The sequence below is a fragment of the Pseudomonas sp. CC6-YY-74 genome, assembly GCF_002025205.1.
In the GTDB taxonomy this organism is placed as follows: domain Bacteria; phylum Pseudomonadota; class Gammaproteobacteria; order Pseudomonadales; family Pseudomonadaceae; genus Aquipseudomonas; species Aquipseudomonas paeninsulae.
Genome location: NZ_CP019947.1, coordinates 4,735,700 through 4,756,264, shown reverse-complemented (window position 1 = coordinate 4,756,264; position 20,565 = coordinate 4,735,700). Strand labels below are relative to the sequence as shown.

At 64.6% G+C, this 20,565-nt stretch carries 18 protein-coding genes and 1 pseudogene; 12 read left to right on the top strand and 7 right to left on the bottom strand.

The features are described 5' to 3' along the window. Position 1 precedes the first annotated feature (1 nt). Both B2D37_RS21630 and B2D37_RS21625 read right to left on the bottom strand, forming a co-directional pair. Positions 2-718, bottom strand: coding sequence for an LrgB family protein (locus B2D37_RS21630; RefSeq protein ID WP_079204625.1), 717 nt, complete (start codon positions 716-718; stop codon positions 2-4). After that, on the bottom strand, positions 715-1,077 hold the full coding sequence (locus B2D37_RS21625) for a CidA/LrgA family protein (protein WP_079204624.1): 363 nt from the start codon (positions 1,075-1,077) through the stop codon (positions 715-717). Before B2D37_RS21625 ends, B2D37_RS21630 begins: the two co-directional genes overlap by 4 nt. A gap of 529 nt (positions 1,078-1,606) precedes the next feature. Here B2D37_RS21625 and B2D37_RS21620 point away from each other — a divergent pair. The 6 genes from B2D37_RS21620 to B2D37_RS21595 all read left to right on the top strand — a co-directional run bounded on the left by B2D37_RS21620 (position 1,607) and on the right by B2D37_RS21595 (position 8,356). Beyond that, positions 1,607-2,062, top strand: a complete 456-nt coding sequence (locus tag B2D37_RS21620; RefSeq protein WP_079204623.1) for a MaoC family dehydratase — start codon at positions 1,607-1,609, stop codon at positions 2,060-2,062. A 131-nt stretch (positions 2,063-2,193) separates the two neighbouring features. Next, the gene (locus tag B2D37_RS21615) at positions 2,194-3,960 is read left to right on the top strand and encodes a C13 family peptidase (RefSeq protein ID WP_079204622.1); all 1,767 of its coding nucleotides are present in this window, start codon (positions 2,194-2,196) and stop codon (positions 3,958-3,960) included. A 50-nt stretch (positions 3,961-4,010) separates the two neighbouring features. Beyond that, complete coding sequence (locus B2D37_RS21610; protein WP_079204621.1) at positions 4,011-4,652, top strand: oxidoreductase; 642 nt, start codon at positions 4,011-4,013, stop codon at positions 4,650-4,652. A 30-nt stretch (positions 4,653-4,682) separates the two neighbouring features. Further along, positions 4,683-5,036: a DUF5629 family protein gene (locus B2D37_RS21605; RefSeq protein WP_079204620.1), complete on the top strand. Its 354-nt coding sequence runs from the start codon at positions 4,683-4,685 to the stop codon at positions 5,034-5,036. A 17-nt stretch (positions 5,037-5,053) separates the two neighbouring features. Then, entirely contained in the window at positions 5,054-5,665 is a 612-nt protein-coding gene (locus B2D37_RS21600) for a class I SAM-dependent methyltransferase (RefSeq protein ID WP_079204619.1), read from the top strand. Positions 5,666-5,773: 108 nt separating this feature from the next. Further along, positions 5,774-8,356 carry an EAL domain-containing protein gene (locus tag B2D37_RS21595; protein WP_218190349.1) on the top strand — a complete coding sequence of 861 codons (2,583 nt, stop codon included), beginning with the start codon at positions 5,774-5,776 and terminating at the stop codon, positions 8,354-8,356. A gap of 33 nt (positions 8,357-8,389) precedes the next feature. Here B2D37_RS21595 and B2D37_RS23930 read toward each other — a convergent pair whose 3' ends face one another. From B2D37_RS23930 to B2D37_RS23920, 3 genes and pseudogenes are all read right to left on the bottom strand, one after another. Beyond that, positions 8,390-9,325, bottom strand: coding sequence for a bifunctional diguanylate cyclase/phosphodiesterase (locus B2D37_RS23930; protein ID WP_256573118.1), 936 nt, complete (start codon positions 9,323-9,325; stop codon positions 8,390-8,392). An 85-nt stretch (positions 9,326-9,410) separates the two neighbouring features. Beyond that, a pseudogene (locus B2D37_RS23925) lies at positions 9,411-9,644 on the bottom strand (diguanylate cyclase domain-containing protein); the annotation flags it as partial. After that, complete coding sequence (locus B2D37_RS23920; RefSeq protein ID WP_256573117.1) at positions 9,632-10,159, bottom strand: PAS domain-containing sensor histidine kinase; 528 nt, start codon at positions 10,157-10,159, stop codon at positions 9,632-9,634. The pseudogene B2D37_RS23925 and the gene B2D37_RS23920, both read right to left, overlap by 13 nt. A gap of 206 nt (positions 10,160-10,365) precedes the next feature. Between B2D37_RS23920 and B2D37_RS23915 the strand changes: the two genes are divergently transcribed. Beyond that, positions 10,366-10,548 carry a hypothetical protein gene (locus B2D37_RS23915; RefSeq protein ID WP_256573116.1) on the top strand — a complete coding sequence of 61 codons (183 nt, stop codon included), beginning with the start codon at positions 10,366-10,368 and terminating at the stop codon, positions 10,546-10,548. Here the strand turns inward: B2D37_RS23915 and B2D37_RS21585 are convergent. After that, positions 10,545-11,192: a response regulator transcription factor gene (locus tag B2D37_RS21585; RefSeq protein ID WP_079205064.1), complete on the bottom strand. Its 648-nt coding sequence runs from the start codon at positions 11,190-11,192 to the stop codon at positions 10,545-10,547. The genes B2D37_RS23915 and B2D37_RS21585 overlap by 4 nt on opposite strands. Then, positions 11,189-13,486 (bottom strand): PAS domain S-box protein, encoded by a 2,298-nt coding sequence (locus tag B2D37_RS21580; protein WP_079204618.1) that lies wholly within the window; start codon positions 13,484-13,486, stop codon positions 11,189-11,191. The genes B2D37_RS21585 and B2D37_RS21580 overlap by 4 nt, the downstream gene beginning before the upstream one ends. Positions 13,487-13,751: 265 nt before the next feature. Between B2D37_RS21580 and B2D37_RS21575 the strand changes: the two genes are divergently transcribed. From B2D37_RS21575 to B2D37_RS21550, 5 genes are all read left to right on the top strand, one after another. Continuing rightward, positions 13,752-15,374 carry an acyl-CoA synthetase gene (locus B2D37_RS21575; RefSeq protein ID WP_079205063.1) on the top strand — a complete coding sequence of 541 codons (1,623 nt, stop codon included), beginning with the start codon at positions 13,752-13,754 and terminating at the stop codon, positions 15,372-15,374. A gap of 227 nt (positions 15,375-15,601) precedes the next feature. Then, positions 15,602-16,975: a solute carrier family 23 protein gene (locus B2D37_RS21570; RefSeq protein WP_079204617.1), complete on the top strand. Its 1,374-nt coding sequence runs from the start codon at positions 15,602-15,604 to the stop codon at positions 16,973-16,975. Between the two features lie 70 nt (positions 16,976-17,045). Next, the gene (locus tag B2D37_RS21565; RefSeq protein ID WP_079204616.1) at positions 17,046-18,818 is read left to right on the top strand and encodes an acyl-CoA dehydrogenase C-terminal domain-containing protein; all 1,773 of its coding nucleotides are present in this window, start codon (positions 17,046-17,048) and stop codon (positions 18,816-18,818) included. Positions 18,819-19,138: 320 nt separating this feature from the next. Then, on the top strand, positions 19,139-20,005 hold the full coding sequence (locus tag B2D37_RS21555) for an MBL fold metallo-hydrolase (RefSeq protein WP_079204614.1): 867 nt from the start codon (positions 19,139-19,141) through the stop codon (positions 20,003-20,005). A gap of 96 nt (positions 20,006-20,101) precedes the next feature. Then, entirely contained in the window at positions 20,102-20,473 is a 372-nt protein-coding gene (locus B2D37_RS21550) for a DUF393 domain-containing protein (RefSeq protein ID WP_079204613.1), read from the top strand. Positions 20,474-20,565: the final 92 nt, after the last annotated feature.

Sequence of the window (20,565 nt, the reverse complement as noted above, 5' to 3'; positions counted from 1 at the left end):
CTCAGACCAGGAAGATGATCGCCAGCGGCAGCAATACTGCAGTAAGCATGCCCATCAGACTCATCGCCAGCGCGGCGAACGCGCCGCATTCTTCGCTTTCCTGCATGGCCCGCGCAGTACCGACCGCATGCGCGGTCATGCCCAGGGCCATGCCGATGGCCGCGTGATGGCGCACACCGCACAGGCGCAACAGCGACGGCCCGAGCATCGCCCCGACCACCCCGGTGATCATCACGAATACCGCCGCCAGTGCGGCAATACCACCGATCTGGCTGGCCACCAGCATGGCGATCGGCGAGGTCACCGACTTCGGCGCCATACTCATCAACATGATCGAGTCGGCACCAAACCACCAGGCCAGGGCCACGCCAAGCACCGTAGCCACCACCCCGGCGACCAGCAAGGTCAGCACGGTCGGCCAGAACAACTGGCGAATCCGCCGCAGATTGAGGAACAACGGCACCGCCAACGCCACGGTGGCGGGGCCGAGGAACAGGGTCAGGGCCTCAGCGCTGACCCTGTAGTCGGCGAAACTCAGGCCGCACAGCAACAGCACGCCGATAACGATCGCCATCGACACCAGCACCGGCTGCAGGAACATCCAGCGGGTCTTTTCGTAGGCGGCGATGGACAACTGGTAAGCACCCAGAGTAATCCCGGCGCCAAACAACGGGTGATGCGTGACCGCCTGCCAGGCACCGTACCAGTCGAGACTCATACCTCACCCCGCCGCCGCTGCTGGCGCTCGATGAGTTTTTGCATCATCCAGCCGGCGAACACCACCGACAGCACCAGCGACAACCCCAGCGCCCCGATCACCGCCCAGAAGTCCGCGGCAATCGCATCGGCATAGGCCATCACCCCGACCGCAGGTGGCACCAGCAACAGCGGCAGGTACTTGAGCAGGTTGCTGGAGGCAAGACTCAGGGGCTCGCTGACCTCACCGTGCACCAGCAGGAACAGCAACAGCAACAGCATGCCGATAATCGGCCCTGGCAACATCGGCAGTAACAAGACGTTGAGTCCGGTGCCGAGCAACTGGCACAGCACCAGCCAGGACAGGCCGCGTAACAGCATGGGGTGAATCTCCGATTGAAGTGACAAACAGCGTCGCGGCGGTACAACCGACCAGCAGTTAGCGCATAAGCATAGCGCCCGGACCTCAGGCCACGGCGCACCGCGGCCATTATAGGCTGGCAAAGCGCCCGTCGAAAAAGACCGCGTGAGAACCTAGCGAGCGAAGGTAGGCGAGGCAAAAACAGCTGAGAAACGCAGCGCAGCAGAGTAACAGCCAACTGCTGGCCCGTAGGGCGAGCGCAGCGAGTCAAGCGGACTGGGCTCGCACACGCGGGAACGAACGGTACATGAGCATGGCGCGTTGCGCTCGCCCCCTACGGGGCCACGCTAAAGCGCATTAGCCGCAAGCGGTTTGTCCAACCTGCTGTTAACGCCGCATAACCGAGGACAGTAGCGCTCACCCGGCCGCTATAACCCACTATTCAGCAAGACATTGCAGGCTTGACCCGGTGCGCGCCGCGTGATGATCTAGGGCCTGAGCGGTTCGACTCGAAAAACAACAAATCACCCGTCTCCTCAAGGAGGAACTATGCCGTCAGTACCCGTAGCAGAACTCAACAATTATGTAGGCAAGGAACTGGGACGCTCCGACTGGCTGACCATCGATCAGCAACGCATCAATCAATTCGCCGAATGCACCGGCGACCACCAGTTCATTCACGTCGACCCGGAAAAAGCCAAGCGAACCCCCTTCGGCGGCACCATCGCCCACGGCTTCCTGTCGTTGTCGCTGATCCCCATGCTGATGGAAGACATCATGATCACGCCCGAGGGCCTGAAAATGGCCATCAACTATGGCCTGGACAGCGTGCGCTTCATCCAGCCGGTCAAAGTCGACTCCAAGGTACGCCTGGTGGTGACCCTGACCGACGCCACCGAGAAGAATCCCGGCCAGTGGCTGCTCAAGGCCCGCGCGGTATTGGAAATCGAAGGCCAGGATAAACCGGCCTATGTGGCCGAACCCCTGACCCTCTGCTTCGTCTGATCTGCGCAAGCATAACCGGCGTTCACTCAGCCGAGCGAACGCCGGTTATGCAGCGGCGCTGGGCGGCGCGGCAGCGCAGAGTCAATGGTTTACGGCATACTTCCGGCAACACCTGGATCTGGATGCTTGCCATGCGCCGCCTCGCCAACCTGGCTTCCCTGAGCCTTGCCCTGCTGCTTGCCGCCTGCGGCGACGGTGAGCCCTTGTTACCCGCGGATGCGACCCTGCCCGACGGCGCGCGCTATCGCGGCGAGGTGATCGACGGCTTGTTGCAGGGCCCCGGCCGCCTGGATTACCGCAACGGCAGCTGGTTCGTCGGCACCTTCAAGGATGGCCAGTGGCATGGCCCCGGCGAATGGCACGGCGCGAATGGCGAGCACTACGTCGGCGAGTTCGAGCAAGGCGCTTTTGCTGGCCAGGGCACACGCCACTACCGGGATGGCAGCAGCTACCAGGGCGGTTTCGCCGCGGGTCGGTTTGCCGGCGAAGGCACCCTCAAGCAGGCCGGCCTGGTTTATCGCGGCGCGTTCAAAGACGATCTGTTCCATGGCCTGGGCACCCTCGATCGTGCAGACGGCAGCAGCTTCCACGGCCAGTTCAGCAAAGGCTTGGCGAATGGCCAGGGCGTGCGCAGCGACGAGTACGGCAACCAGTTCAGCGGCCAGTTCGATAAAGGCCAGCTGCAAGGCCCCGGCAGTTTCAAAAACACTGACGGCGATCTCTACAGCGGCGCTTTCCGTGACAACCAGTTCCACGGCAAAGGCCGCTACCAGAGCGCCGCTGGCGATGTCTGGAGCGGGCTGTTCGTCGCGGGCGCACTCAACGGTGCGGGCGAGTTCCAGGGTACTGACGGCGACCGCTACCTCGGCGAATTCCGCGACTGGCGTTACCACGGTCAAGGCCGCCTGCACCTGGCCGATGGCAGCCTTTATCAGGGTCGCTTCGAGAATGGCGAATACGCGGGCAAAGGCACTCTGACCCTCGCCCCAGGCAACCAGCAGAGCGGCACCTGGCAGCGTGGTCAACGCCTGCGAGACGAACAGGGGCGCATGCTGCCCGACCCGTTGGAGCTCGGCCTGCTGGCGCAGGGCCGCCTGCTCGACCAGGCCATTGCCGACCTGCCCGCCTCCACCCCCGCCATCGAACTGTATGCCCTGACCCTGGCCGGCGACGGCAAGCAGAGCGTGTTCCTGCGCGAAGCCGATTACGTCGCCAAGCTGCTTGGCGAGCGCTTCGCCGCCTACGGCCGCATCACCCTGGCCAACCACCGCGATCACCTCGCCGACCGCCCGTTGGCCACCCGTGAAAGCCTGACCCGGGCGGTGCAGGCACTGGCCGAACGCAGCGGGCCGGAAGATCTGATCTTCATCTACCTGACCAGTCACGGTTCGCGCAAGCATGAGCTGAGTCTCGATCAACCGCGCCTGCAACTGAGCGATCTGCCGGCCAGCGAACTGGCCGTCCTGCTGCAGCCGCTGCGCGAGCGGCACAAGGTGGTGGTGATTTCGGCCTGCTACTCCGGCGGCTTCATTCCCCTGCTGCAAGACGACAAGACCCTGGTGATGACCGCCGCTCGCGCCGACCGGGTATCCTTCGGTTGCTCGGAGGACAACGACTTCACCTATTTTGGCCGCGCGCTGTTCGCCGAAGCCCTCAACGAGACCGATGACCTGCAGCGCGCCTTCGAGCTGGCCAAGGCAAAAGTCGCCGAGCGCGAACAAGCCGATGGCTTCGAGGCCTCCGAACCGCAAATCTGGCCTGCCAAGGCGGTCCTGCAACACTGGCGAGCCCTGCGCGAGCAACAGGCGCGCCAGGCATCCAGCGCAGCAGCCGACGACAACAGCGGCGCCAGCCCTGGCCCGCCTATCGAACAAAGTAACGAGCGCAGTACACAGTAGTTTTTCAACGGCCTGTTAAGCTGATGGATATCAGCGGAGACCCCACGATTATGTATTTGACGCCCCAGCACATCCTCCTCGCGGGTGCCACCGGCCTGATCGGTGAACACCTGTTGGATCGCCTGCTCAACGAACCTACGGTCGCGCGCGTGCTGGCGCCGAGCCGCCGGCCATTGGCCGAACACTCGCACCTGGAAAACCCGGTGGGTGAACTGCTCGGCCTCTTGCCCCAACTCAACGGCCCCATCGACACGGCCTTCTGCTGCCTGGGCACCACGATCAAACAAGCCGGCTCGCAGGATGCCTTTCGCGCCGTCGACCATGATCTGGTCGTGGCCTTCGCCCAGCGTGCCCGCGAGCTCGGTGCACGTCACCTGCTGGTGGTCAGCGCCCTCGGCGCCGACGCCAAGTCCTCGGTATTCTATAACCGGGTCAAGGGCGAGATGGAGCAAGCACTGCAAGCCCAGGACTGGCCGCAGCTGACCATCGCCCGACCCTCCCTACTGCTCGGCCCGCGCAACGAATTCCGCCTCGGCGAACGCCTGGCCGCGCCGCTGGCGCGCTGGTTACCGGGCAAATACCACGGCATCGAAGCCACCGTACTGGCCCGCGCCCTCTGGCGCCTGGCCCTGGAAGAAGACCGCGGCCTGCGCGTCATCGAGTCCGACCGGCTGCGCCGCCTCGGCCGCTGATCCCCTTACCCCACCCTATCGAGCCAAACCATGAGCACAGCCCACAACAGCCTGATCGAAGCCCTCGAAGCCGCTGATATGCTTGAAATCGACGACCTCTACGCCTGGCAATTCAACCTGGACAAGGAGCTGCTGGCCCAGGTCAGCGCCGGCTCGGCCAGTGCCGACAGCAAGGATCAGCCACTGCTGAGCATCGACTGCGCCGACGGCAGCGCGCGCCGCCGTTGGCAGTTCTCCCTGGCTGCGGTGAGCGCGGCGAGCTTCGATGCCGAGACGGACAGCTGGCACCTGACGGATGGCGACGCAGAGCACCGGATCAAATGCTTCGCGGCAATCCGCGGCGACAATCTCGACAACGACGACGCCGAAGTCAGCGACGACTGATCCCAACGGAGCGCGCCATGCACCTGTATGACCGCTACATCCTGCCGCACCTGATCGACTTCGCCTGCGGCATGGGTGAGGTAATGCAGGCCCGCGCGCAGATCGTCCCGCTGGCCGAGGGGCGGGTGCTGGAGATCGGCATCGGCAGCGGACTGAATCTGGGGTTCTACGATGCGGCGAAAGTCAGCGCGATCGTCGGCGTCGATCCCTCGGCCGAAATGCAGCACCTGGCCCGCAGCCGCGCCGCGCGCTGCGCCATACCGGTAGAAATGATCGCCCTGGAGCTGGGCCAGATCCAGGCCAGCGACGCCAGTTTCGACAGCATCGTCTGTACCTTTACTCTGTGTACCATCCCGGACGCCGTGGCCGCGCTGCAAGAGATGCGCCGGGTGCTGAAACCTGGCGGCCGCCTGCTGTTCTGCGAACACGGCCTGGCCCCGGATGCCCCGGTAGTGCGCTGGCAACAGCGGCTGACGCCCTACTGGAAACCCCTGGCCGGCGGCTGCCACCTCAATCGCGACATTCCGGCGCTGATCGGCGCTGGCGGTTTCACCATCGCCCAGCTGCAGACTGGCTACCTGAAAGGGCCCAAGCCCATGACCTTCGTCTATCGCGGCTGGGCGCAGTGAGCCAGACGCACAGGATCATCGGTAGTAGCTATCCGACATCAGAGGCAATCACCCCGTATGCTGTCCATGGTTGCTGGATAAACTCATTGGATTGAAAGCGGTTAGCCCATGAAGCCACCCTCGACACGCCCCTGCCACACCGGCCTTAGTGGCTTACTGGCGCTGTGCATGGTCTGCGCCTCACCGATCTGGGCGCAGCAGCGCGAGGTGCGCGTGGGGGTCTACGCCAACGAGCCGAAGATCCTGCTGGGCCAGAACGGGCAAATCTCCGGGATCCTCGGCGAGTTGCTGAATGAAATCGCCCGCCAGGAAAACTGGCAACTGACCCCGGTGCCCTGCGACTGGCAAGCCTGCCTGGAACTGGCGCAAAACGGTACGATCGACCTGCTGCCGGATGTGGCCTTCAGCGAGGCACGGGCACAGGTCATGGACTTCCATAGCAAACCCGCCCTGTACAGTTGGTCGCTGCTCTACAGCCGCCAGAACATCGAGCTTAGCTCGCCGCTGGATCTCCAGAACCGACGCATAATGGTGCTCGCCGGCTCCATCCAGCAGGACTATCTGGTCGCCATATACGCAGGCGCTCAGATGGCAGGAGAGCTGCTGCCGGTGACGAGCCTCAAGCAGGGCTTCGAAATGGTCAGCGAGGGTCAGGCCGACGCCGCTGTGGCCAACCAGCAGTTCGGCGACATGCACGCCGCTCTCTACGGCCTGCGTGGCACACCGCTGATGATCCCGCCCGTGCGCATGTTCTACGCCACCCGCAAGGGCACCAACGACGACCTGCTAGCCGCTATCGACCAGCACCTGCTGGCCTGGGAAGGCAACCCCGAGTCCTTCTATTTCCAGACGCTAAGCCGCTGGAGCGGCGCGCCCGCTTCCCCGGGGATTCCGGCCAAGGTCTGGTGGGGCCTGGCCGGACTGCTGCTCGCGACGCTGGGCTTGGTGCAGCTGCTGCGCCGCCAGGTGAGCGAAAAAACCCGGCACCTACGCGCCAGCGAGGAACGCCTGAATACCATCCTCGACAGCGTCGAGGCCTATATCTACATCAAAGACCCCGAACTGCGTTACCAGTACGCCAACCGCAAGGTCTGCGAGCGGTTCGGCGTGCCGCTGGCGCAGGTGGTAGGGCAGACCGACGAACGCTTCTTCGATGCGGCCACCTCCGCCAACCTGCATGCCAATGACAGCCGCGTGCTGCACCAGGGCGAACGCGTCGAGACCGAGGACATCACCCACGCGCTGAGCGACGGCAGCCAACGCACCTACCTCTCGGTGAAGCTACCGCTGCGCCACCCGGACGGCCGTATCTATGCCCTGTGCGGCATCTCCACCGATATCAGCGAGCACAAGAAAAACCTCGAGCAGATCCATCGCCTGGCCTTCTACGACCCACTCACCGGCCTGCCCAACCGCCGCCTGCTGCTCGATCGCCTGCAGCATGCCCTGGCCCAGGCGGCGCGCAACCAGCTCGAAGGCGCCCTGCTGTTCATCGATCTGGACAACTTCAAGGATCTCAACGACACCCTCGGTCACGATATGGGCGACCAACTGCTGCAGCAGGTAGCCCGGCGCCTGAGTGAACAGGTACGCGCCGAAGACACCTTGGCCCGCCAGGGCGGCGACGAGTTCGTGCTGGTGCTGGAAGGGTTGAGCGCTCAGCCCGACGAGGCCATCGGCCAGATCGAAACGGTGGCGAGCAAGCTGATCCAGGTTCTCGCCGAGCCCTATGTTCTGCAGGGGCGCAGCCACACCAGCAGCGCCAGCATCGGCATCGCCCTATTTTCCGAGGCCCAGGGCACGCTGGATGAACTGTTCAAGCGCGCCGACCTGGCCGTGTACAAGGCCAAGGCCGCCGGCCGCAACACCCTGAGGTTCTTCAACCTCGAGATGCAGACCGAGGTCAACGCCCGCACCAACCTGGAAAACGACCTGCGCCAGAGCCTGGGCGCACGTCACTTCATCCTGCACTATCAGCCGCAGGTCAACGCGCAGGGGCAACTGCTCGGCGCCGAAGCCCTAGTGCGCTGGCAGCACCCCAGTCGTGGCCTGGTAGCCCCCGGCGAATTCATCCCGCTGGCGGAGAGTACCGGCCTGATCCTGCCCCTGGGCCGCTGGATCCTGCACTGTGCCTGCGAGCAACTGGTGGTTTGGGCCACAGACCCCGAGCGCGAACCACTGACCATGGCGGTCAACGTCAGCGCGCGGCAATTCCACCACCATGATTTCGTCGACGACGTACTTGCCGTACTGGATGAAACCGGGGCCAACCCGCAGCGCCTGGAGCTGGAACTGACCGAGAGCCACCTGGTGCAGGACGTGGAAACCATGATCGTCAAGATGGGCCAACTCAAGGCGCGCGGCGTGCGCTTCGCACTGGACGACTTTGGCACCGGCTATTCGTCGCTCAGCTACCTCAAGCGTCTGCCGCTGGACCAGCTGAAGATCGACCGCTCCTTCGTCCGCGACCTGCTCAGCGACCCCAACGACGAGGCCATCGTCCGCACCATAGTCGCACTGGGCGCCAGCATGGACCTGGACGTGATCGCCGAAGGCGTGGAAACCCTGGCTCAGCGCGATGCCTTGCTGCGCCTGGGTTGCCAGCGCTTTCAGGGTTATCTGTTCGGCAAACCGCAGCCGCCACAAATGTTCGAGCAGTGGTCCAAGCCTGCTGGCGCCAGCAGCGCCTGAGCCGGCGTATCAGGCAAACGGCTGACAGCGTGTTCACGCCTCAGACGCAGCCCCTGCAAGCCTGAGCCGAAACAAAGCGGACGCGGCAAAATCCGCCACGGCCATGGCCCGGCCAAAAAAGTAGCCCTGGTAATGCAAGCAGCCATTGCTCAGCAGACTGTCGCGTTGCGCCAGGGTTTCCACGCCTTCGGCAATCACCTCCAGCTTGAGGCTTTGCCCCAGGGCGATAATCGCGCACACGATGGCCAGGCTGCTGGGATTGTCCGGCAACTCACGAGTGAACGACTGGTCTATCTTTAGCTGATCCAGCGGCAACTGCTGCAGATAAGCCATGGACGAATAACCCGTACCGAAGTCATCAATGGAGAAGCGGATGCCGATGTCTCTCAGCGTCTGCATGCGCCCGCTGGCTGTGTCCATGTCCGTCAGGAGCAATGACTCGGTCAGCTCCAGTTTGAGGAACTGGGGGTTGGCTCCGCTATGCTGCAGGGTCTGTTGCAGCGCCTCGATCAGCCCACAGCGCTCGGCGATAGCGATAAAGGCGCTAGGCGCCAACAAGCCGCGCTGCGGGTGCTGCCAGCGCACCAGCGCCTCGGCACCGGTCAGGCGCCCCAGCTGATCCACCTGCGGCTGCAGATACAGCAGGAACTCACCGTCCTGCAGCCCCCGGCGTAGGTCCTCCTCCAGCTGCAGGCGAGCGCTGACCGCCTCCTGCATCTGCGGGTCGTAAAAACTCAGGGCGTTCTTGCCCGCGGCCTTGGCCGTGTACATCGACAGGTCGGCGCGCTGCATCAGTTCATCCACCGAATACTGCTCGTCATTGAACAGCACCACGCCCAGGCTGGCGCTGCTGAACAGGCGATGGCCGCCGGCCAGATAAGGCTGGCGCAGGCCGTCCAGCACCTTGGCGCCCAGGTGCTCGACCTGGGAAGCGGCTTCCTCGGTACGGGTCTCCAGCCCCTCGATCATCAGCACGAACTCGTCGCCCCCCCAAACGGGCCACGGTATCGCGCTCACGCAGGCTATGGCGCAAGCGCTCGGCCACCTGACACAGCAGTTCGTCACCGACCTGATGGCCATACAGGTCGTTAACATTCTTGAAGTTGTCGAGGTCGAGGAACACCAGCGCCGCATGCTGGCCATTGCGCCGACTCAACGCCCGCGCCTGCTGCAGGCGGTCACGCAGCAGGCGCCGATTGGGCAGGCCGGTAAGGGCATCGTAGAACGCCAGGTGCTTGATCTCCTCCTCGGCGGACTTGCGCTCGCTGATATCGGTCAACGACGCCACATAGTTGCTGACCCGCCCACGCTCATCGCGCACCACGCACCACGCACCGCGCTGATGGTCAGCCACTCGGGAAAGACTTCGCCACTCTTGCGCCGGTTCCAGATCTCCCCCTCCCAGATACCCGTCTCGATCAGGGTCTCCCACATGGCTTGGTAGAACGCCGGGCTCTGCCGCCCGGAGCTGAGCATCTGGGTGGTCTGGCCGACGACTTCAGCGGCGCTGTAGCCGCTGATCTGGCTGAAGGCACGGTTGACCTTGAGGATCCGCGTGCTGGCAGCGGTGATCAGCATGCCCTGCTGGGACTCGAAGGCAATCGCGGCAATCTGCCGATCCCGCTCGAGATTGACCCTGTCGGTAATATCACGAGCGATGAACACCATTGCCCGCTTGCCCTGCAGCGGGGTATCCAGGCGCCGGGCGCGACCCTCGAACTGCCGATGGCCGGAAGGCGTACGCATGCCGTATTCCAGGGTTTGCGGGCTGTCGCTGGCCAGGGTGTGCGTGAGAAAGGCCATGAGCGCTCCGTCTGACCAACGGACAGCACATCGGCCAGGCGCTTGCCGACCAGGCCCTCACCGCCGCCATAGAGCAGCTGCGGGTCGGGGGCCATCACCTCCAGGTAACGCCCCTCCTCGTCCAGTACCAGGGTCAGGTCCGGGCTGGCCTCGCTGATCGCCCGCAGACGAGCCGCGCTCTCACGCAGGGCCTGACGATCCCGGGCTTGCTGGAAGAGGTCCTGCAACAAAAGCCCCAGCAGCAGGGTGGCCGGCGTCAGCACCAGAAAAATCGGCACGGCCACCAGCTGCAACGCCTGGCTGAAATACGCGCGGGGCAACAGGATCAGGCTCAGCAGCAGCAACAGATGCACCAGCGCGCCGAACAGCAACACCCGGATTGCGCCTAGCTTGCTGGCTCGCGCAGCTGCAGGGCATCCACCAGGCCGGCGGCGATGGCCATGCCGACCAGATCGGCGAGGGTCGCGGCCTGCATGCGCTTCATCACCCGCGAGCGGTACAGATCGACGGTTTTTACGCTGATTTCCAGCTGCTCGGCGACTTCCCGGTTGGTGTAACCACACACCAGCGGCAGCAGCACATCGCGCTCGCGCGGGGTGAGGCTGTCCAGGCGCGCCTGCACCGCCTGCAGGCGCTCATCCACCGCTGGGGTCGCCGGCGGCCGACTCAGGGCCTGCTGCACGCTGTCGAGCAGCAACTGCTCGTTGTAGGGCTTCTCGATAAAGTCCACCGCGCCGGCACGAAAGGCGCGCACCACAATCGGCACATCGGCATGGCCACTGACGAAGATGATCGGCATGTCGATCCCACGCTCGCGCAGGGCTTCCTGCACATTCAGCCCACCCATGCCGGGCATGCGTACATCCAGCAGCACGCAGCCACGGGTCTCGGCCGCACAGGCCTCGAGAAACTCCCGGCCGCTGGTAAAGGGCAAGGCCTTGAGCCCCACCGACTCCAGTAGCCAGACGGTGGAATCGAGCATGCCCTGGTCATCATCGACCACATACACCTGTTGTTGCGTTTGCCCGCTCATCCCCTGCTCCTCTGGTTGTTCTTGTTCGCGGCCTCGTCAGCCCGGCCCAGTGGCAGCCGACATTCCAGGCAGAGTCCGGCGGCCTTGCCCGGATGCGCCTCCAGGGCGCCACCAAAGCCTTCGATAATGCTGCGACTCATCGACAGACCCAAGCCCAGGCCTTCCGCCTTGCTGGTGTAGAACGGGGTGAAGATGTGCTCCAACTGCGCCGCTTCCACGCCAGGGCCCTGGTCACTGACCCAGACGCACAACTGGCCGCCACGCTCGCCCGCGCTCAGTTCGATGCGCGAGGGTTGGCCCGGATGGGCTTCGCGGTTGGCGTCGATGGCGTTGCGCAACAGGTTGAGTAGCACCTGTTCGAGCAGTACCCGGTCGGCGTAGACCGGCGGCAGATTATCCGCCAGTTGCTCGACGATATTCACCTGCCAATTGCTCGCCTCCCACTGACATAGACGCATCGCCTCGCGGGCCACCTGGGCGATATCCAGGGCCTGGGTGCGGCGCTGGCCCTTGCGCAGGAAGGCGCGCAGGCGTTTGATCACCTCGGCGGCGTGGTTGGCGTGTGCGGTGATGCGTTCCAGGCCCTGGGCCACCTTGTCCGCCGCCTGCGGATTAGTGCCGAGGGCCTTGAGGTAGCGCTGGCTGGCACTGGCGTAATTGACCACCGCCGCCAGCGGTTGATTGATCTCATGGGCGATACCCGAGGCCAGCTCGCCGAGGGTGACCAGGCGCGCGGTGTGCGCCAGCTCGTCCTGGTGGTGGCGCTGCTGGGCCTCGCGCAGCTCGCGCTCGGTCATGTCGCGGGCCACCAGCGAGTAGTAGCGCTCGCCGCCGCTGCCGCGATGGGCCAGCAGCACCAACGACACCGGCAGCGGCGCCTGCTGCCCCAGCGGCAGCAGGCGCACCTCGGCGCTCCACACGCCACAGCTATCGGCGGTGGCCCAGCCGCGGGCCTGCAAGTGCTGCACATCGTCCTCGCCGAGCAACGCATCCAGCGCGGGCAGCGGCTGGTCCGGGGCGATATTCAGGGCATGCCGGGCCGATGGATTGAGGTAGGTCAGGCATCCGCCCGGCTCGATAAACAACACCAGGTCGGTATTGGCCTCGACCACTTCGGCCAGGCGCCGCTTGTTCTCCTCGGCTTGCACCCGCGCGGTGATGTCGCGCGACACGCTGACCACTTCCACCACCGCGCCGGTGTAGGTTTCGCGGATCGCCCGGCTGGCGGTCTCGAACCACAGGTAGTGGCCGTCGCGGTGGGCAATTCGCGAGGTCATGGTGTGGTAGCCGTCCTGCTCCAGCGCTTCGCGGGTGCTCTGCACCAGTTGCGCCTGATCCTGACGATGGAACAGCGCCTGTACCAGGGTGCCGCGCAGCTCTTCGGGCCAGTAGCCGAGCAGCGTCCAACTGGCCGGCGAGGCGTCGAGGAAACGCCCGTCCGGGGTGTGCCGGGAAATCAGGTCGGTGGTGTTTTCGGTGATCAGCCGGTACAGCCGGCTGGCTTTGGCCGCCTCGCGTTCGGCGCGAACCTGAACGGTGGCCAGCCGACAACGGGCCAATACCCGCTGCTCCTGCGGGTCGGGGATGAACAGCCAGATCAGAATCTGCCCGTCTACCTGAGCCTCGACCTCCTCGATGGCCCGATTCTGCTGCAAGCAGGCGCGCACCAGTTGCGCCGCGTTGACCGGCAGAAACGCCGCCACCGTCGGCAATGGCCGCCCGCCCAGCAGCTTGAGCATGGCCGCATTCAATTGCAGCGGCTGCGCCTGCGCATCCAGCAGCAGACTCGGCTGCGGGTCGGCGCCGAGCAAGGCATTGCCGCGCGACTGCAGTGGCAGGCTGGCCAGCAGGGCCAGCAGCAGTTGCTGGATCAAGCCGAGCCAATCGAGACTGACTCCCTCCTGCAGTTCGATCAGCAACAGTCCGGGCTGGCCCTGATCCAGCTGCAAGGTCAGCACCTGGCCGTGACTGATGGCGGCGCGGCGCACGCGCCCGGCCAGCCAGCAGGGCAGCACACGCAACTCGGCCAGACTCAGGCGCGGCTGCGCCGCCAGCGCCTCGAACAGCAGCTGATCGCTGGCCTGCAAGGGATCGCCAAAGCCCGGCGGCAGGTGCGGGGCACTGCCTTCATGGCTGTAGATACCCGTGCCTGATTTCCAGCCAAGAAAAAACGCCTGACGCACTTCAGGGCAGGCCTGCAGGGTACGGCGCAAGGCATCGGCGCGCACCGCCAAGGGTAGCGCCTCGCGCTGCAGACACAGCCAGCTGTGTAACTGCACCTGGATCTCACTCATCGTCACGCGTTCCTTTCAGCAGGCTGCCAGCCACGAGAGGGGCATGGCGTGGTCAGCCGCGAGCATCAGGGCAACGGCGACGTAATGCAAAGCGACCAAGGACTATACCCGACGAAACAAGCTAGTAAATATACTATACAACTATGGTTTAGTTGCCATATCTATGCCCATAAATATATAAATGCCGCCTAGCTGAAAAACCAAGCGCCTATTCGCCCCGCCGAATAGAAGCCACAAGAGCAAACAATCTGCCATGGGTACCCGCATGTCGATCTACGAACAGGGCCTTGAGCCTACCGCCGTTAACCACATCGCCCTCTCGCCACTGAGCTTTCTCGAGCGCACCGCAAGCGTGTACCCGCACTACCCGGCGGTGATCCATGGCTCGATTCGCCGCAACTGGAGCGAAACCTATGCCCGCTGCCGGCGCCTGGCATCGGCCCTGGCCGGCCGCGGCATCGGTAAGGGCGACACGGTGGCGCTGATGCTACCGAATACCCCGGCGATGCTCGAAGCACATTTCGGCGTGCCGATGATCGGCGCGGTGCTCAACCCGCTCAACGTGCGCCTGGATGCCGAGGCCATCGCCTTCATGCTGCAGCACGGCGAAGCCAAGGTGCTGATCACCGACCGCGAGTTCTTCGATGTGGTGCATGCCGCCGTCGGCATGCTCGATCATCCGCCGCTGGTGATCGATGTCGATGACCCGGAGTTCGGCGAAGGCCAGGCGGTCAGCGACCTCGACTACGAAGCCCTGCTGGCCGAAGGCGACCCACAATTCGCCTGGCAATGGCCGGATGACGAATGGCAGGCGATCAGCCTCAACTACACCTCAGGCACCACCGGCAACCCCAAGGGGGTGGTCTACCACCACCGCGGCGCCTACCTCAACTCGCTGGGCAACCAGATGACCTGGGCCATGGGTCACCATCCGGTGTACCTGTGGACCCTGCCGATGTTCCATTGCAACGGCTGGTGCTACCCCTGGACCATCACCGCCCTGGCCGGCGTGCACGTGTTCCTCCGGCGCGTCGACCCGCAGAAAATCCTCCACCTGATCCGCGAACATCGGGTCAGCCACCTGTGCGGCGCCCCCATCGTGCTCAACGCCCTGGTCAACATGCCCGAGTCGGCCAAGGCGGCCATCGAGCACCCGGTCAATGCCATGGTTGCCGGCGCGGCGCCGCCGGCCAAGGTGATTGGCGCGGTCGAGGACATGGGCATCAAGGTCACCCACGTCTACGGCCTCACCGAGGTGTATGGCCCCGTGACCGTGTGCGCCTGGCATGCCGAATGGGATGAGCTGCCGCTGGATCAACGGGCGCAGATCAAGTCCCGCCAGGGCGTGCGTTACCCGACCCTGGAAGGCCTGATGGTCGGCGATCCGAAAACCCTGGAGCCGACGCCGCGCGATGGCGAGACCATCGGCGAGATCTTCATGCGCGGCAACACGGTGATGAAGGGCTACCTGAAGAACCCCAGCGCCACGGCCGAGGCCTTCGAGGGCGGCTGGTTCCACACCGGCGACCTGGCCGTGTGTCACCCCGATGGCTACGTGGAAATCAAGGATCGCCTGAAAGACATCATCATCTCCGGTGGCGAGAACATCTCCACCATCGAGGTGGAAGCCGTGCTCTACCGCCACCACGCGGTGCTGGAAGCGGCCGTGGTCGCCCGCCCGGATGAGAAGTGGGGCGAAACGCCCTGCGCCTTCATCACCCTCAAGGTCGATCAGCAGGCCAACTGCGAGAGCGAGATCATCGCGTTCTGCCGTGATCACCTGGCCGGCTTCAAGGTGCCGAGAACCGTGGTCTTCACCCAGTTGCCGAAGACCAGCACCGGCAAGATCCAGAAATTCGTCCTGCGCGACATGGCCAAGGCACTGTAGCAGCCACCCTTCCCTCAAGCGTTTGTGTCCTGTGGGAGGGGCTTTAGCCGCGACTGTCGCCGCTGAAGCGCCTCCCACAAGTGCGCCCCATCATGCTCATCGGCCTCGCTGGCGAGATCGGTGCATACACAAGCCCGCAAGAAGGAGAAGGGGGGTAAACAAACCGTTTGCACAACAACAATAAGCGGCACGCGCCCCGAGGCGCTGCGCCGACGGAGGCAGCACCCATGCAACTGTACCAACGCAAAGATGGCGAACAGCAACCCTGCTGGTCTTTCGGGCCTTTCCGAGTGCGCCTGCCGTTTATCCACTACCGCTGGGAAACCGCGGAAATGCTCCAGGCGCTGATCATGTTCGTGGTCAGCCTGGCGATGATTCCGCTGCTGGAAAAATACCTCGGCCTGCCCTACGACGTGGCCCTGGCCTATGTGGTGGTGTGTGGCATCGGCTTCATGCTGCCGGCGCTGCTCGGGGTGCCTTTCGTGCCCGGCTGGATCACCCCGGGTATCCCGGTGGTGCTGCTGTTCCTGGGTAACTTCAAGCCCGGTCCGGAAGCGATTCAGGCGCTGTTCGCCCTGCAGTTCCTGGTGTTCGTGATCTTCCTGGTGCTCGGCGTCACCCGCCTGGGCAGCACCCTGGTCAAGATCATTCCCAACTCGATGAAAGGCGGGATCATCATCGGCGCCGGCATCGCCGCGCTGATGGGCGAAATCTCCAGCGGCGGACGCCTGGCCAATACGCCGATTTCCCTGGTGCTGGGCAGCCTGATTTGCCTGTACCTGATGTTCTCGGTGTCGTTCAAGGGCCTCACCGAACGCGTGCCCTTGGCCCGCAAGATCGTCAACTACGGCATGGTGCCGGGCATGTTGATCGCCATCTTCATCGGCATCGCCGTCGGTGAGTACAAGATGCCCGACGTGCGCTTCGGCATCACCGCGCCGGCCTTCGCCGATATGTGGAACTACCTGCCGTTCAACGTCGGCTTCCCCGGCCTGGACGTGTTCCTGCTGGCCGTGCCGACGGCGGTTATCGCCTACATCATCGCCTTCGGCGACATCATCGTCGGCCAGTCGCTGATGCAGCGCGCCGACGAACTGCGCACCGACGAAGTGATCGAGAACAGCATCGACCGCGTGCACCTGGTGACCGCCCTGCGCAACGCCCTGCATGCCTTCTTCGCGCCCTACCCAGGCCTGGCCGGACCGCTGTGGACTGCCGTCGCGGCGACCATGGCCGAGCGTTACAAGTACGGGCGCAAGGCCATGGACTCGATCTATAGCGGCGCCGGCACCTTCTGGATCACCGGTTTCATCGCCCTGTTCGCCCTGCCGCTGGTAAGTTTCTTCCAGCCAGTACTGCCGATCGCCCTGTCGCTGACCCTGATCCTCACTGGTTATATCTGCCTGATGGTCGGTTTCGAGCAACTCAACAACAACACCGAACGCGGCGTCGCCGGCACCATGGGCGTGGTCCTGGCCGTCTACGGCGCGGGTTGGGGTCTGGCCGCCGGTGCGGCGCTGTACATCCTGGTCGAGCGCACCCACCTGCTCACGTTCGCCTCGAGCAAGGACAAGACCAGCGGTGCCCCCGAGGTCGACTAACGCGCTATAACCCTATTCACCATTGCCCACGCCGCAGGTTCGCCTGCGGCACTTTGTTTTGAGGTGCCCCATGTCCGAGTACAACGCCCCCCTGCGCGACCTGCGTTTCGTCCTCCATGAAGTCTTCGACGCGCCAGCCCTGTGGGCACGCCTGCCAGCCCTGGCCGAGACCGTGGATGGCGACACCGCCGACGCCATTCTCGAAGAAGCGGCCAAGGTCACCGGCCAGCTAATCGCCCCGCTCAACCGCAGCGGCGACGAGGAAGGTGCACAGTGGGTCGCCGGCGAGGTGCGCACCCCGGCCGGCTTCAAGCAGGCCTACGCCACCTATATCGAAGGCGGCTGGGTCGGCCTGTCCGGCAACCCGGCCTACGGCGGCATGGGCATGCCCAAGATGCTCGCGGTGCAGTTCGAGGAAATGCTCTACGCCGCCGGCTCCAGCTTCGCCCTCTATTCGGCGCTGAGCTCCGGCGCCTGCCTGGCGATCGACGCGCATGCCAGCGAAGCACTGAAAAGCACCTATTTGCCAGAGATGTATGCCGGCCGCTGGGCCGGCTCCATGTGCCTGACCGAAGCCCACGCCGGCACTGACCTGGGGATCATCCGCACCAAGGCCGAGCCCCAGGCCGATGGCAGCTACAGCATCAGCGGCAGCAAGATCTTCATCACCGGCGGCGAGCAGGACCTCACCGAGAACATCATCCACCTGGTCCTGGCCAAGCTGCCGGGCGCGCCGGCCGGACCCAAGGGCATCTCGCTGTTTCTGGTGCCGAAAGTCATGGTGGGCGGCGACGGCAGCCTGGGTGCGCGCAACGCCGTGAGCTGCGGTTCGATCGAACACAAGATGGGGATCAAGGCGTCCAGTACCTGCGTGATCAACTTCGACGGCGCCAGCGGTTACCTGATCGGCGAAGCCAACAAGGGCCTGGCGGCGATGTTCACCATGATGAACTACGAGCGGTTGTCGATCGGCATCCAGGGCATCGGCTGCGCAGAAGCCTCCTACCAGGCCGCCGCCGCTTACGCCCGCGATCGCCTGCAGAGCCGCGCCGCCACCGGCAAGGTCGCGCCGGACAAGGCCGCCGACCCGATCATCGTGCACGCCGACGTGCGCCGCATGCTGCTGAGCATGAAGGCCATGACCGAGGGCGGCCGGGCATTTGCCTGCTACGTCGGCCAGCAGCTCGACCTGAGCAAGTTCGGCGCCGATGCCGACGAGCAACACAACGCCGCGGCCCTGGTCGCCCTGCTCACCCCGCTGGCCAAGGCCTTCTTCACCGACATCGGTCTGGAAAGCTGTGTACACGGCCAGCAGGTGTTCGGCGGCCACGGCTACATCCGCGAGTGGGGCCAGGAGCAATTGGTCCGCGACGTGCGCATCGCCCAGATCTATGAAGGCACCAACGGCATCCAGGCCCTCGACCTGCTCGGGCGCAAGGTAGTGGCCAACGGCGGGGCCGGACTGCGCCAGTTCGCCGCCGAAGTGCGCCACTTCGCCCACCAGCACCAAACGCCTTATGGCAGCGAGCTGGTCACCGCCCTGGAGCGCCTGGAAGGCGTCAGCGGCTGGTTGCTGGAGCAGGCCAAGACGGATGCCAATGCGGTCGGCGCCGCCTCGGTGGATTACCTGCACCTGTTCGGCTACGTCGCCTACGCCTACATGTGGGCGCGTATGGCGGCAGTGGCCGAGGCCAAACGCGACGAGGATCAAGCCTTCTACGGCGGCAAGCTGGCCACCGCGGCGTTCTATTTCGCCCGTCTGCTGCCGCGCACCCTGAGCCTGGAGGCGAGCATCCGCGCCGGCAGCGCGCCGCTGTATGGGCTGGGCGCCGAACAGTTCTAAGCCTAGGGCGGGTGCAACCCGCCACTGCCTGCTTGGCGGGTTGCACCCGCCCTACATGGTTGAGCGTTTGCGCGGTGTGCTGGTAACGAGACACCGCGTTTTTTTATTCAAGCCGCAGGGTACGCGGGGCCGCCCAGCAGGCCGTTGAAAAACGTAGGCGAGGCAGGCAAGACAAGGCAAAAGCAGGCGAGGAAGCGGAGTTTACGTGCTGTAAATGAGCATTCCGAGCCTGTTTTTAACGCCGTATTGCCAACGCAGGTAGTTTTTCAACGGCCTGCTAGGCCGTGCGCACCGCTAGCAGAGACCCAGACGAGAAGACTATGCGCACCCTGACCACCCTCACCGGCAACAGCCAGAAACTCGATGGCGGCGCCATGTTCGGCAACGCGCCCAAGGCCCTCTGGCAACGCTGGATGACGCCCGATGAGCAGAACCGCATCGACCTCGGCTGCCGCGCCCTGCTGGTGCAGGAAGCCGAGCGCAATATCCTGGTGGAAACCGGCATCGGTGCCTTCTTCAGCCCGGAGCTGAAAGACCGCTTCGGCGTCCAGGAAGACCGCCACGTGCTGCTCGACAGCCTGGCCGAGTTGGGCCTGTGCGATGCCGACATCGATATCGTGGTGCTCACGCACCTGCACTTCGACCACGCCGGCGGCCTGCTCGCCGCCTGGGAAAAAGATCAACCGGCACGCCTGCTGTTCCCCAATGCGCGCTATGTCACCGGCAAGCGCCAGTGGCGGCGCGCCTGCAACCCGCACGTCCGTGACCGCGCTTCCTATATCCCGGAACTGCTGAGCCTACTGGAAAGCAGCGAGCGCCTGACGCTGCTGGAGGAAGCCGAACAGTGCCAACTGCTCGGCCCGGACTGGCACCTGCACTGGAGCGATGGCCATACCCCGGGGCTGCTGCTACCCGAAGTGGCCATGCCCGGCGGCCCGGTACTCTTCCCCAGCGACCTGATCCCCGGCGCACCCTGGGTCCATCTGCCGATCACCATGAGCTACGACCGCTTCCCCGAGGGCCTGATCGAGGAGAAGGAAGCGCTGCTCGCCGACCTGCTGGCCCGCGGCGGTCGCCTGGTCTTCACCCATGACCCTCAAATCGCCATGGGTCAGGTGCTGCGCGATGGCAAAGGCCGCTATGGCCTGGAACAGAAAGTAGCCGAGGTCCGTGCGCTGGCCGACTGAGCTACGCCGTGCGCACCTGGGCGCACAGACGAATGCCGAATGCCGAATGCGCCGATATGTGCCAGGCTTTACACAGTGCAGTCACACAGAGCCACCATGGCCACGCTCAAAGTCTTCTACAACAGCGCCTGCCCGGTGTGCAAAGCCGGCATCGATGGGCAGCGCCAGCGCATGCAGGCCGACGGCAGTTGCCCGGTCGAGTGGATCGACGTTGATCAGCAACCCGGCGCCTGCGCAGAACTCGACACCCCACTGGAGCAGGTGCGTGAGCGTCTCTACCTCAAGGATGAATCCGGGCGCATCGCGATCGGCGTGGACGCCTTTGCCGAGCTGTTCCAGCGCACCCCTGGCCAGCAGTGGTTGAGCAGACTGCTACAGATTCCCGGCCTGCAGCTGCTGGCACGCTGGAGCTACAACCTGTTCGCCCGCGCGCTGTACCACTGGAATCGCTGGCTGAAGCACTGGTAAACAGCGCCCGCACAGCCCATCCAACCTCGCGTGCAGACGACCTTTATCCTTATCCAAACAGCGTACGGCAGCACACCCCTTGTCGCCGGCAC